General features: G+C 71.6%; 11 protein-coding genes. 3 read left to right on the top strand and 8 right to left on the bottom strand.

Going from position 1 to position 13,003, the window contains the following annotated elements; translation table 11 throughout:
* Positions 1–47: 47 nt before the first annotated feature.
* From HNR73_RS18035 to HNR73_RS18010, 6 genes are all read right to left on the bottom strand, one after another.
* Positions 48–1,337 (bottom strand): J domain-containing protein, encoded by a 1,290-nt coding sequence (locus tag HNR73_RS18035; protein ID WP_184788656.1) that lies wholly within the window; start codon positions 1,335–1,337, stop codon positions 48–50.
* A gap of 138 nt (positions 1,338–1,475) precedes the next feature.
* Positions 1,476–1,889: an NTP pyrophosphohydrolase gene (locus HNR73_RS18030; RefSeq protein ID WP_184788655.1), complete on the bottom strand. Its 414-nt coding sequence runs from the start codon at positions 1,887–1,889 to the stop codon at positions 1,476–1,478.
* A gap of 21 nt (positions 1,890–1,910) precedes the next feature.
* The gene (locus tag HNR73_RS18025) at positions 1,911–2,585 is read right to left on the bottom strand and encodes a hypothetical protein (RefSeq protein ID WP_184788654.1); all 675 of its coding nucleotides are present in this window, start codon (positions 2,583–2,585) and stop codon (positions 1,911–1,913) included.
* Between the two features lie 3 nt (positions 2,586–2,588).
* Complete coding sequence (locus HNR73_RS18020) at positions 2,589–4,496, bottom strand: dynamin family protein (protein ID WP_184788653.1); 1,908 nt, start codon at positions 4,494–4,496, stop codon at positions 2,589–2,591.
* A 4-nt stretch (positions 4,497–4,500) separates the two neighbouring features.
* Positions 4,501–5,082, bottom strand: coding sequence for a nucleotide exchange factor GrpE (grpE, locus tag HNR73_RS18015; protein ID WP_184788652.1), 582 nt, complete (start codon positions 5,080–5,082; stop codon positions 4,501–4,503).
* A gap of 30 nt (positions 5,083–5,112) precedes the next feature.
* Positions 5,113–6,561 carry a dynamin family protein gene (locus HNR73_RS18010; RefSeq protein WP_239122429.1) on the bottom strand — a complete coding sequence of 483 codons (1,449 nt, stop codon included), beginning with the start codon at positions 6,559–6,561 and terminating at the stop codon, positions 5,113–5,115.
* Positions 6,562–6,997: 436 nt separating this feature from the next.
* On the opposite strand from HNR73_RS18010, the gene HNR73_RS18005 reads away from it, so the two are divergent.
* Both HNR73_RS18005 and HNR73_RS18000 read left to right on the top strand, forming a co-directional pair.
* Entirely contained in the window at positions 6,998–9,448 is a 2,451-nt protein-coding gene (locus HNR73_RS18005; protein ID WP_184788650.1) for a LuxR C-terminal-related transcriptional regulator, read from the top strand.
* Entirely contained in the window at positions 9,445–9,975 is a 531-nt protein-coding gene (locus HNR73_RS18000; protein ID WP_184788649.1) for a LuxR family transcriptional regulator, read from the top strand. The genes HNR73_RS18005 and HNR73_RS18000 overlap by 4 nt, the downstream gene beginning before the upstream one ends.
* A gap of 31 nt (positions 9,976–10,006) precedes the next feature.
* Here HNR73_RS18000 and HNR73_RS17995 read toward each other — a convergent pair whose 3' ends face one another.
* Positions 10,007–10,639 (bottom strand): hypothetical protein, encoded by a 633-nt coding sequence (locus tag HNR73_RS17995; protein WP_184788648.1) that lies wholly within the window; start codon positions 10,637–10,639, stop codon positions 10,007–10,009.
* Between the two features lie 95 nt (positions 10,640–10,734).
* Positions 10,735–11,577: a lysophospholipid acyltransferase family protein gene (locus tag HNR73_RS17990; RefSeq protein WP_184788647.1), complete on the bottom strand. Its 843-nt coding sequence runs from the start codon at positions 11,575–11,577 to the stop codon at positions 10,735–10,737.
* Here HNR73_RS17990 and HNR73_RS17985 point away from each other — a divergent pair.
* Positions 11,576–13,000: a cytochrome ubiquinol oxidase subunit I gene (locus tag HNR73_RS17985; RefSeq protein ID WP_184788646.1), complete on the top strand. Its 1,425-nt coding sequence runs from the start codon at positions 11,576–11,578 to the stop codon at positions 12,998–13,000. The genes HNR73_RS17990 and HNR73_RS17985 overlap by 2 nt on opposite strands.
* The last annotated feature ends 3 nt before the right edge of the window (positions 13,001–13,003 follow it).

Below are 13,003 nucleotides of genomic sequence, written 5' to 3'. Positions count from 1 at the left end.
ATCGAAGTTAGGGAAGGCTCACCTTAACAATCGCTCCGGTGACGGATTCAGTGGACGCCCACGGCGTCCTTGGCGCCATCGTGGACGTTCGGGTCGGACGGCGGTTCGGCGGGCGGACCCGAGGCGAGCCGGTCGCGCAGCCGCCGGATCGTCGGCAGATGCAGCGTGTAGGGCTCGGCGGCCAGCCAGCGGCCGATCTCGGCGGTCGCGTCGGGCGCGGTGATGTGCCGGACGGCCTCGTCACCCCCGGGATGGTCGGGAGGCAGGTGCGACCAGACCACGAAACCACGCACGGTCGCCCCGCCCAGCAGCTCCGCGACGTCGCCGACGACATCCGACAGGGTCTCGGCGCCGGTGTCGCGCGGGCTGCGCGGCTGCGGATGGCTGATGAGGGCCACCCGGTTCCCACAGGTGACGGTGTACTCGACCCGCAGCGAGCCCACCGGGACCCGCACGAACAGGCGAGCGGCGGGCAGCTGCGCGAGCAGTTCGCGCAGAACCGCGCCGGTGTGCCGGTCGGCCCGCGGTTTCGCGCCCGCCGGGCCGAAGGCGTTGAACTCCTTGATCGCGGCGAGGGTCACCGCGCGCAGGCGCAGCGCCGCCCGCAGCCTGCCCACCGACCACGGCACCAGCGCCAGCCCCAGCAACTGCAGGGCGAGCAGGACACCGCCGGTGCTGAAACTCGACGCCCACGCGATCACGACCGCGCCCACCGCGCAGCAGGCGAAGGCCATGTGGACCGTCCGCGAGGAGCCGGGCGTCTGCCGCACGCTCCACACCGTCGCCACGACCATGCTCAGCAACACCCACGGGATGACTCCCGTGTAGACGATCATGTCGCCGAAGCCCGGGTCGGAACGCAGCGCGGACAACGCCCGCAGCCCCGCCAGGATCCCTACCAGGACCCACCCCGTCACCAGCAGGCCGGTGACGATCGCGTGCCGCCCCGCCGAAGGACTCGTCCGCACCCGCCGTGTCGCCTTGATGTCGGCGTGCCACGGACGCGGCAGGACGTCACCGGAGGACTCCTGCGCGGGAGTCGCGGGCGTCCGGCGGTCCACCCGCCAGCCGCGGACCCGGCGCCCCTTGGCGTGCCGTCCCGAACGCGTCGACTGGAGCCACGCCGGACGCCGCCCGGTCCGCGCCGTGTCGTACTCCAGGCGCAGCTGCGGGTCGGTCAAGGTCGCCAGGGCCTGTTGCAGCAGATGGAACTCGCCCGGGTCGCCGCCGGCGTCGGGATGGGCATCGCGCACACGGCGTCGCCAGGCGCGCCGGATCTCACTGGTCCCGGCCGCCGGGGCAACACCCATGATCTGGTAGTAGTCGGGTTCGGACACCCGAACCTCCACTGAGGAGACGGTGAGAGACGTGCGCCCCACTCTTTCTGCTGATCGTCCATGTTGATCGACGGTCTGTCAGATCGACGTCAGATACCACAATGCCGTGCGGTCGGCACGATAGGCAAGCCGAACCGCCTAGTTATTACCGATACGGTTGATGCTCCGCGGTCCGGTTATCACCGCACCCAAGGCCATGACACGATCACGCAGCGCGCGGTCGGCGGTCACCACGAGCGTCGGCCGAGGCGCCGCCCCGGCGACCAGATCGACGATCGCGTCGTCCCCACTGCCCGGAGCCGAGACCACCGAGACAGTCTCGGTCGCCGTGACACCGCGGGCCTTGCCCTCGACGACCATGACCACCTCGACGGGCCCCTGAGCGGCCCACTCCGGCACCGACGCGTCGCGTACGCCGTCACCGGCGAGACCGGCGATGCGGTCCCGCAGGCGCGTCGTGGCGCCCACCCGGTCCTTCCACCATCCGTCCGGCACGGAACCGACCACATTGGCCGCGTCCACGATGACGAGCGGATTCGACGAATCTCCCACACAGCCCCCCTGGGTGGATTTCTAGTGGCTCGGCGCCCACCAGCGCGCGAGCCCGGACGTGGCCGGGTCGGAACTCCCGAGCAGCTCGGCCCAGACGTCCCCGCCGCCCGCGGGTGCCTCGGCACCCGAGTAGTCAAGCAGATCCCCGACATCCGGCGTGACGTACTCGGTCTGATCGGTGTCGATCACGCCGTCGTTGATGTCGCCCAGCATCGCCGGGTCACTCCACGGTAGACCATCGACCGGCTCGGGCGGGTCGGCGAAGTCCAGTTCGGGCGGGAACGCGTCGGCGCCCCACCCGTCGGAGTCGACGAGGTCGTCGTGGTCGGGGTCGGCGCCCAGACCCGGCTCATCGGCCAGATCCGGGGCGAACCACGTGGTCTCCTCGGCGGAGGGACCGTCGTCGAGCGACGGGTCCTCGCCCACGGGGTCGTCGGCCGGGTCGTCGGGGGCGAGGTCGGCGTCGATCGGGTCGAGGCCTTCGTCGAGACCGGCGTCGAGATCCTCACCGCCCCCGTCGCCTTCCGCGGCGCCACCCGGCTCGTCGTCCTCGCCGAGCTGCAGGTCGACGGTGTCGATCTCGGACGGCTCCGACGAGAACTCGGGTTCCTCGCCGGAGTCGAGCCACGCCGCACCGTCGTCGCCGCCCTCGGCGTCGAACGACGGCTCCCCGTCGGGCCAGGTGTCGTCGCTCATGATCTATCCCTTCGCCGCCGGAGCCGCGGGCAGCACGGCCCGGGCCTTGAGCAGGACTTCTTCGAGCTGCTTCACCTTAAGGCCGAGGGCCTCGCTCTTCTTGGTGAGCGCGGCCTTCTTCTTGCCCCGGGTCTCCTTGTCCTGGAGCAGAGCCTTCTCGGTGTCGGCGATCTGCTTGTCGAGCTGGTTGCCGCGCTTCTCAAGGGCCTCGTCGAGGGCGATGTTGAAGACGTAGTCCAGTTCGGCGAAACGGTGCTGGAGCTCGTCCATCAGCGACGCCCGGGTCTCCCCGAGCACCTCTTTGACCCACACGCGCGCGGCCTGCCGGTCGCCCTGCACCTTGCGCTTGTAGAGCATGAACGCACCGGCCGCCAGGCCGAGGCCGATGCCGATGACCGGGATCGCGATCGCCGCGGCGCCGCCGATGCCGATCGCGGCCGCGCCGGCGCTCGCGCCGCCGATGACCGCGCGGCCGGCCATCATGCCCGTACCGGCCACACCGGTGACGAGCATGAGGTTGTCGGCGTTGCCCTCCCGGCGCGGCTTGGCGCCGACGCCCATGCGCAGCTGCGCGTTGATCCGGCCGACGACCTGCTGGAGCTCGGTCGGCTCGAAGATCTGGGAGAGGACCCGCTCGGCGAGGACCTTGAAGCGGTACTCCAGCTCCTGGCTCAGCCGCACCGACAGCGCGTGCAGCGCCCGGTCGACCTCCTCGGGCATCTTCTTGATGTCGCCGCGGTCGGCCTTGTCGACCTTGTTCAGCAGCTCCTCCTGGAGCTTCTGGACGTAGGAGCGCAGGCGGCTGTTCGCCTCGACACGGGCCCGCTGGATCTCGGTGCGCAGCGCGAGGTTGGTGTGCTTGGTCTCGCTGCGCTTCATGCCCATGACGCGCTTGCGGTCTTCCTTGAGCTTCTCGGTGAGCTTCGGGTCGGGGTCGGCCGACTTCATCTCCTCCATCACGTTGATGCGGAGGCGGATGTACTCACTGCGCAGGGCCCGCAGCACGTTCGTCTGCTGGAGGACCGTGCCCTTGCTCGCGAGCTTGATCAGCGCGTGCTGGAGCTCGCTGATGCGCGACTCGGTGACCAGCGCCTGCCGGGCGTCGGGCGGCATCGAGATGGCCATCTCGGCCAGCCGCGCCGACACCGGGTACCAGGGTGCCTTCGCGAACCGGGGCGCGTGCGTGGCCAGCAGCGACATGTCGTCTTCGAGGATCGTCTTCCAGCCCGGGTAGGCGTCGATCTTCGTCATCGCGAAGAGCACGAAGTTGACGCGCTTGCTGGCCTCGATGAGGAACTCCAGCTCGGGCTTCGAGAACGGCGCCGAGGCGTCCACGACGTACAGCAGCGCGGTGGCGCGCTCGACGGCGTCGAGGGCGACCTCGGCGTGCGCCGGGTCGAGACCGCCGACGCCGGGCGTGTCGACCAGCGACAGGTACTGGAGCAGCGGGGCCGGGTGGGAGATCTCCAGCCGCCGCGGCGGGCGTGTTCCGGGCGGAAGCTGCCCGAGCACGGTGCCCCAGTTGCGGATGTCGTGGAACTGGATCGGCGTGGGGATCTCCTGGCCGGGGATGAAGGCCCGCACGCCGGGCTGCGCGGCGTGGATGAACTCCATGTACGCGCTCGTCGCGACCGCGGCGTCCACGGGGGACAGACCGGGCACGCCGACCAGGGCGTTGGTCAGGGAGCTCTTGCCGCGTTTGGTCTCGCCGACCACGACGATGGCCGGGTGGCCCGCGTCCTTGCGGCGCAGCACGTCGATGTCGGTGGCGGCGTCCGCGTCGAGCTTGCGGAGCGTGGCCAGCGCGTTGGTGACCGCCGTGCGGCACATCTTGTCGACGGCCGCGGTGGGATCCGCCTTCGGGGCCGCCGCGGCCGCTGGCGCGGCCTGTTTGGCTGCCGGGGCTGTCATCGGGCTACGCCTCCTTCTGGCGGTACACGGTCACGACGGGCGCGCGCAGGAGCGTTCCCCGGTCGACATAGCCGGGCACCTCGACCGCGGCGATGACGCCGACGTGGGCCGGGTCCGGGGTGGGGGCGTTACCGCCGGCCTCGTGGTGCGCGGGATCGAAGGGGATGCCGGTCGGGGCGAGGGTGACCACGCCGACGTCGTGCAGGGCGGCGCCGATGCGGTCGGCGATGGCCTTGCTGGTGGCCCGGTCGCGGACGTACACGCTCGTGTTGACCAGGGCCGCGCGCTCGGCGGCGAGCTGGTCGACGTGGACGGTGAGGTTCGCGATGGCGGCCTGCGCCTCGGCGTCGTCGGCGGCGACGAGCGTGGGCTCGGCGGCACCGGCGGCGGCCTTCTTCGTCGCGGCGATGAGCAGGATCAGCAGCAGGACACCGGTGACGGCGGCGCCGCCGAATCCGGCGAGGGCGGCGTTGACCCCGAAGCTCCCATCCTCATTGGGGGCCACGAGGCCGGTGGCGACACCGGTGATTGCGGCGGCGATCGCGGTCACGGCTATCGCGATGAGCCGCAGATGCGCAGTCGACATGAAATTGCTCCTGTACAGGTCGGGGGGACGTCAGTAGGCGGTCTGGCCGCTGAGGCGCTGGGCGAGCAGGTGGAATCCCTTGTGGACGACGTGGGCCACGCGGGACTGCGCGGGGCTCGCGCCGCCCACCGCGTAGGCACGCCACCGGGTGGCGGCCTCGATGGCGGCCTTGCGCTGCATCTCGGGCGCGGCGTCGGCCATCCCGAGGATCCAGGCGGAGTTCTCCGACAGGGCCAGCCTCGTCATCTCGGCCTCCATCTGCTCGGGGAGCTCGACCGCGCCGGTGGTGACCTGCTGGGCGACTTCGAGGAGACGCAGGCGGTGGTAGGCGGGCTGCTGGACGACGCGCTCGATGGCGTCGCGGAGCATCTCGCGGTCCTGCATGCGCTCGGCCGCTCCGGCGATCTGCTCGATCCGGGCGAGCGCGCCACCGGCCTTGATGGCGTCGGTGCGCAGTGCGAACGCCTGGTCGAGGGTCTGGCGCAGGCGCGGGAAGCCCGAGGCGGCGAAGAGCATCCGGACCAGGTCGCCGGTGGCCATCGTCGGGTTGGACGCCAGGTGCGCCACGGCGAAGTTGATGCCGTAGAGGTCAAGCAGGCGCAGGAGCCGCTCACGCTGCTCCTTGGAGACCTGGCAGTCGCGGCTCACGAACAGGCCCGCGGCGGCCAGCAGGACCTGGCGCTCGGTGAGCGGGAGGCTGGCGAGCTGACGCAGCGCCTCGCAGTCCTGGGCGGTGAGGCGGCCGGCCTCGGTGGTCTCGGCGAGCAGGCCCACGACGGGAACGACGTCGGAGACGACACGGCGCATGACCTTGGCCTGGCTGCGCGACAGCGGCTCGGCGACCGGCCAGGGATCGCCGTTGGGGGTCGGCGCCAGTTTGTCGATCTTGTTGAACAGTCCGAGGGAGTTGATCGGGTTGCTCGACAGGCGCGAGGACATCGTCCGGAAGGACTCCAGGACCTTCACGTCGTCCTCGCGGACCGACTGGGTGAAGACGTAGACGATGGCGTCGGCGCCCGACAGCGCGCCCTGCGAGTCGTCGTCGATGTCGTCGGCGACGGGCGCCTCGAAGAGGAACTTGCGGGTCTCGTCGGAGATGGACTCGTTCGTCGACGACAGACCCGGTGTGTCGACGACCGTCAGATCGCGCAGTCGATCCGATGTCAGAGTGACGTCAACATAGGAGATCTGGTCGCGCGGAACCTGGAGCCGCTGCGGGATCATGCCCGCCTCGTCGAGCGGCAGGCTGTGCCGCGAGCCGTCGCGTCTTACCACGTCAACACGATCGGAGGTACCGTACCGGAATTGGGTGACGAGTCGCGTGCACTCACCGACCTCGGTGGGCGCGACCCGGCGGCCGATGAGGGAGTTGACCAGCGTCGACTTGCCGGCCTTGAGCCGGCCCGCGATCGCCACCCGCAGGGGCTGGCTGATTCGCGAGCTGATGTCGGCGAGCTGGGCCTGTGCGGACCCCGCCACCCGGGGACCGACTTCGGCGCACAACTCGGCGACGCGACTTGAGAGAGGACCAGAATTCATCGAATGCCAACTCACCGGGTAGGACGCGACAGGGGGCGTGCGCACACCACTGCTGCCGACGACCAGGCAGCCACCGGTGTCGCACATCTGATCGTAACGGCGGTCCACAAGTTGCCGTCACACCCGCCGTCGACAATCATGTTTTCCAGCCCTTCCGCCGTTTTCAACCCTGTAACCGACCAGACTTCGACCGCACACCCCATGGCCCAGGGCCTCACAGTACGAATATCCTGCCCGCGCAGGATCCCTGAATCGTGCCACCTTGCGGGGGAGGAGCCACGTGCCGCACGTACCAGGAGCCGAGCAGCCGGTCTTGGACCAGCCGATGGACCGGCCGCCAGCGACAACACCGGCCATCGAGGACGGCTCCGCGCGTATGTCCACAACTGAGGACGCGAGTCTGCTCGCGTCCGTCGCCGCCACGCTCGCCAAGCCCGGCCTGGTGATCCTCACCGGCGCCCCGGGCGCCGGGCGCACGACCATGCTCCGGCGTGTCGCGGCCGGATTCAGAGGGCCGGTGCACCTCGGGGGAGGGCTCGCGATCCTGCACACCAGCCCGGGGCTCGCGCTCGCCCGCGCGGTCCGGGCGAAACTGCCGGTCGACGACGTCGCCCTGTGCACCGAGGCGGTCCGCTCGCGCATCCGCGGCGGTCTGCTCGTGATCGACGACCTCCAGTGGGCCGACCCGGTCACCCTCGCCGTCCTGCCCCTGCTGGCCCAGCACTGCCGCGTCGTCGCCGCCCTGCGGACCCCGCACCGGCTGCCCGAGGAGGCCGTCGCGCGCCTGGCCGGCGCCTCGTTCCTGGCCGTACCCGCGCTGCCCGCCGAACAGGCCGAGGCCCTCGCCACGACCACCGCCCCCGGCATCAACCGCGTCACCGTCCGAGCCATCGTCGAACGGGCGGGCGGCAACCCCCTCGCCGTCATCGCGCTCGCGCGCCACGCCCAGACCAGCCCCGGGGCCGAGGCGACCGCCGAGACCGGACCCGACGCGCAGACCGTCGCCCACCACATCGCCACCGCGCTCGCCGACCTGCCCCGCCCGGCCCGGACCGCCATGGCGGCCCTGGGGCTGCTCGGCCGCCCGGCGCCCACGAGACTGCTCGGACCCGGCGCACCCACGCTCGTCGAGGCCGGCCTGGTCACCGAGACCGACGACCTCCTCACGCCCGTGTCGCCCTACGTCGCCGAGGTCGCCGCCGGGATGCTGTCCGGCGAGGAACGCGCCGGGCTCCACCGGCGCCTCGCCGAACTCTCCAGCGACGACGCCGCCGCGGCCCGCCACCTCGCCGCCGCCGGCGACGACGTGTCGGCCCACCAGCGCGCGCTCGTCGCCGCCAAGGCCGCCACCACCGCCGGTGAGCGCGCCGACCTGCTGCTCCTCGCCTGCGGCCTGCCCGGCGTCCAACCGGCCCCACAGGTCCGCCAGGCCGCCGCCCGCATCGCGCTCACCGTCGGCCGCCCCCGCGCGGCCCTGCGCGCCCTCGGCGACTGGCGCGACGGCGACGAGGCCCTCCTCCTGCGCGCCGAAGCCCACGTCCACCTCGGCGACGTCACCGCCGCCGAGGCCGAGATCGCCGGCCTCGCCGAGCCGCACAGCGCCGGAGCCGACCGCATCTCCCTCCTCGCCGCCCTCGCGCCCCGGGGAGCCGACGCCGAGGCCGTCGCCACCCTCGTCGCCGACATCACCGCGCGGCACGGCGCCGACCCCGAACACCCCGGCCTGCGCGCGGCCGTCGCCGCCGCCCACGCGGGTGCCCGCCGCCAAGGCTGGGAGAGCGCCCTGGCCACCGCGGCGGCCACCGCCGGACGTGCCGGAGACGACCTCTCCGCCCGCTGGAGCGGCTGGCTGCTCGTCGAGACCCTCGTCGCCGACGGCCGCCTCGCCGAGGCCGCCGTCGTCGCCGAACGCGCCGCCGCGGCCTGCGCCGGCGACCTCGCCTACAGCTGGCAGACCCGCTTCCTCGCCGCCGAACTGTGGTGCCGCGCCCTGCACGGCAGCGGCCTCGACGAGGTCACCCACCTCGCCGGCGACCTCATCGACCGCACCCTCCCCGCAGCCGCGCACGGCTACGCGGCCGCCGCCGCGGCACTCGCCGACGCCGACACCGGCGCCCTGCGCTCCGCCCGAGCACGCCTCGCGGGAGTCCCGGCCGTCCCGCCCTCGGCCGCCGCCGTCGTCGAATGGGTTGCCCGCGAAACCGCCTGGCTCGACAACCAGCCCGAACGCGCCGGATCGAACGGCCTGTCGGTCGACCCCGTCGCGGTCCCCATCGTCGACGGCCTCGCGCGCATCACCGCGCAATGGGCCGTCTTCGACGGCGCCACCGCACTCGAAGCCGACGGCGATCCGCCGTTCCCGCCCGCCGTGCGCGCCACCCTCTCGGCCTGGCGCAGCGCGTCGGCCGAGGACTTCACCGCCGCCGCGGGCGCCTGGCAGGACCTGTCGCTGCGCGAACGCGTCCGCTGCCTCCTCGCGGCCGGGCTGCACGCCGCGACCGCGGAGGACGCCACACCGCCGTTGCTGGCCGCCGAGGAGCTCGCCGACGCCTCCGGCCTCGTCGTCCTCGCGGGACGGGCGCGCCGGGCGCTGCGGCGACACCACGTACGCCGCGACCGCCGTGGAGCGCGCGCAGGGGACGAACTCACCGACCGGGAGAGCGAAGTCCTGCGCCTCGTCGCCGAGGGGGAACCGACGCGGCGGATCGCCGGACAGCTGGGCATTTCCGCCGAGACGGTGGAGACCCATATCCGCGCCGGTATGCGCAAACTGGGGGCCCGTACCCGCACCGAAGCGGCCGCACGGGCGTTGAGGGTGATCGAATGACGACGGTACTGCCGCTGCACGTGGTGGCGAACTCCACCGACGCCACCGGGGTGCTCCGCAAGCTGGCCAGGGGCGGCTGGCGTACGAGGGAGGGCTTCGCCCTCCCGGAACCGGCGTGGGACGTCAGTTCCAGACAGCTCGTGCTGTTCGGGCGGGTCGCCGACCTGGAGACGGCGAAGCTCGCGGTCTACGCGGCCGCGCGCGGCGCCGGAGTCGTGGCGATCTGCGACCCGAGGGGCGACGTGGGCAGGGCCCTGCGCGACGACCTCGCCCGCATCGGCCCCCTGGGCGCCGAGGACGGGGAGACGGCCGAGGAGAAGTCCGACTCGCCGATCACGACCGAGCAGGCGGCGCTGCTGGCGCGGCTCGCCGACGGCGAGACGATCGCGGCCGCGGCCTCGGCGGAGTACCTGTCGCTGCGGACGGCGAACCGCAGGATCGCCTCGGCGCGGAAGGCGCTGGGGGTGGCGACGACGCGTGAGGCGGTGCTCGCGTACATCCGGCTGCGGAAGGACGGGGAGGCTTGAGGGCACCGGCCGCTGCGGAGGCCCGAAGCCCTCAGCGCCCCGGGCAGTCCAGCGTCCGGCTGCCGCTGCGGCCGCTGCCGCTCGCGGTCGCCACGGCGTTCTCGGCGTCCCCGCCGCACGCCCAGCTCGTCGAGTAGCTCCCCTGCCCGCCGGGCACCGTCACCGTGTAGCTCTTGCTGCCGCTCAGCGAGTACGTGTACGTCCTGCTCCCGTCCCCGTTGTCGCCGGCGATGGTGACGCTCACCGTGACCTTCCGCTTGTCGTACGCGGTGACCTTCACCGTCGCGGTGAGGACGCACGGGCTGCAGCTCTGGCCGAGTCCGGTCACCGCGACACTCGTGACGTGCGCGGGCGGAGGCGGTGGTGGTGGCGGCGGGTCGTCATCGTCGTCCCCGCCGTTGCCGGGTTCGGAGCCGTCTCCGCCGTTGCCGTCGCGGTCTTCGGGGTCGTCTCCGTCCTTGTCCTTCGTCGGGTCGGTCGACTCCGGGTCGGCCGACGTCCCCGGCTGTTCGGCGCCCACGCCGTCGGTTCCGGGCAGGACCGACTCGTCGGCGGAGGTCCCCACGGGCGGCGACGCCATCCCCTGTGGACTGTCCGGGGGAGCCGTGACGAGGGCGGCGATGACCACGGTGAGGGCCGCGGCCGCCGCGGCGGTGGCCAGCACACGCCGGCGCCATGGCCACGGGTCGAACGGGGTGTTCAGAGAAACCACGCGGTCACCGTTGCAGTCATTGGCGAGAAGGGTGTGACCGAGGTCTCCTACCGGCCACTGTGGGCATCATACGTCGTTTCGCGTTCCGCCGCCCGGAAGGAGCGTGCCGTCGACAGTGGACGGACCGGGTCCAGGTAGCGGGGGAGTCCGGGCTCGTCGGCGCGCAGCGCGCGCAGTTCGGCGAAGGTGGCCGCGGTGATCCGGTCGGCGGCCTCCCGTACGTGACCGGGACCTTCCATGGTGAGTCCAGACAGGTCCACGGTCGCTCCGAAGTGGACGCGCGCGATGGGCCGCCGCCACAGCGCCGAGATCAGCCGCGCGACCATCGTTCCGGGCTGGTCCCATGTCGTCACCTCGTGCGCGCCCCACTGCGCGACGATCACGACCGGCGCGCCGGTCAGCAGCGCGAGCCGCGCCACGCCCGTCTTCCCCCGCTCGGGCCACATCAGCGGATCCATCGTGATCCGCCCCTCGGGGTAGGCGGCGATCGTCGAACCCTCTTCGAGGGCCTCGGTGGCGAAATGAAGGGCCTCGGTGACGGTGTGGGCGCCCCGGTCGACCCTGATGTGCCCGCTGCGGCGCATGAGGGTCCCGAAGACCGGTGTCGTGAACAGTCCGCGCGACGCCATGATCCTCGGCGCGAGTCCCGTGCGCGCGCAGGCGGCGATGAGGACGAAGGGGTCGAAGGTGCCGATGTGGTTTCCGGCCAGCAACAGCGGACCTTGGCGTAGTTTGTCCGGTATGTCGCCGCTGATGCGAACGCGGCAGAAACCGGCCACGAGGACACGTGACAGGCGCAACAGGGCCCGCCAGAGCCGTGGCGGCCGCCAAGTTCTACGATTCGTAGAGGCTTCTACATCAGGTAGAAGGTTCTGAGGAGGCCCATCCATGGAAGTACTCGACGCCTCGCGATGGCAGTTCGCAGTCACCACCGTCTACCACTTCCTGTTCGTGCCGTTGACCATCGGCCTGTCCTTCCTCGTGGCCGGGTTCCAGACCGCGTGGGTGCGCACCGGTAACGAGCGCTGGCTCAAGCTGACGAAGTTCTACGGCAAGCTGTTCCTGATCAACTTCGCCATGGGCGTGGTCACCGGCATCGTGCAGGAGTTCCAGTTCGGCATGAACTGGTCGGCCTATTCGCGCTATGTCGGCGACATCTTCGGGGCGCCACTGGCGATCGAGGGGCTGCTGGCGTTCTTCCTGGAGTCCACCTTCCTGGGCCTGTGGATCTTCGGCTGGGACAAACTGCCCAAGAAGATCCACCTGGCCTGCATCTGGATCGCCGCGGCGGGCACCGCGCTGTCGGCCTACTTCATCCTGGCCGCCAACTCCTTCATGCAATGGCCGGTAGGCTACCGCGTCAACGCCACCACCGGCCGCGCCGAACTCACCGACTTCTGGGCGACGATGACCAACAAGGTCGCCCTGATCACCTTCCCGCACACGCTCTTCGGCTGCTTCCTCACCGCCGGCGCCCTGGTCATGGCCGTCGCGCTGTGGCACCTGTACCGGTCGAAGACCCCGAGCGAGGACCGGCCCGCCTTCCGCTCCGCGGTGAAGATGGGCGCCATCACCACGCTCGTCGCGATGGCCGGGATGTTCGTCACCGGCGACATCCAGGGCAAGATCATGACCGAGACGCAGCCGATGAAGATGGCCGCCGCCGAGGCCCTGTACGAGACCGAACAGCCCGCGGCCTTCTCCCTGTTCACCATCGGCACGCTCGACGGGACCGAAGAGGTCTACGCGCTCAAACTGCCCAACCTGCTGTCGTTCCTGTCGACGGGCACCTTCGACGGCGAAGTCCTCGGCATCAACGACGTCCAGGCACAGTACGAGGAGCTCTACGGGCCCGGCGACTACCGGCCCAACATCCCGCTCGCCTACTGGAGCTTCCGCGGCATGATCGGCTTCGGCGCGCTCGCGGCCCTGATCGCGCTGTGGGCGCTGTGGACGATCCGCAAGGGCCGCGAACCCACCAACCGGTGGCTGAAGTGGCTCGTCCCCTTCGTCCCGCTGTTCCCGCTCATCGGCAACAGCCTCGGCTGGATCTTCACCGAGACCGGGCGTCAGCCCTGGATCGTGTTCAGCCTGCTCAAGACCGCCGACGGCGTCTCGCCGAGCGTGAGCCTCGCCGAGGTGCTGACCTCCTTCGCGGCCTTCACGATCCTCTACGGGATCCTCGCCGTCGTCGAGGTCGGGCTTCTGCTCAAGTACGCCCGCGCGGGCCTGCCCGACCTGACCCCCGCCGACACCGACTCCGACTCCGACTCCGACGCAGGCGGCGAGAAGCCGCTCGCCTTCGCGTACTGAGGG

It is taken from the genome of Phytomonospora endophytica (assembly GCF_014202425.1).
GTDB classification, from domain to species: Bacteria; Actinomycetota; Actinomycetes; order Mycobacteriales; family Micromonosporaceae; genus Phytomonospora; species Phytomonospora endophytica.
The sequence above is the reverse complement of the archived record's forward strand: the minus strand, read 5'-3'. Positions and strand labels throughout refer to the sequence as shown.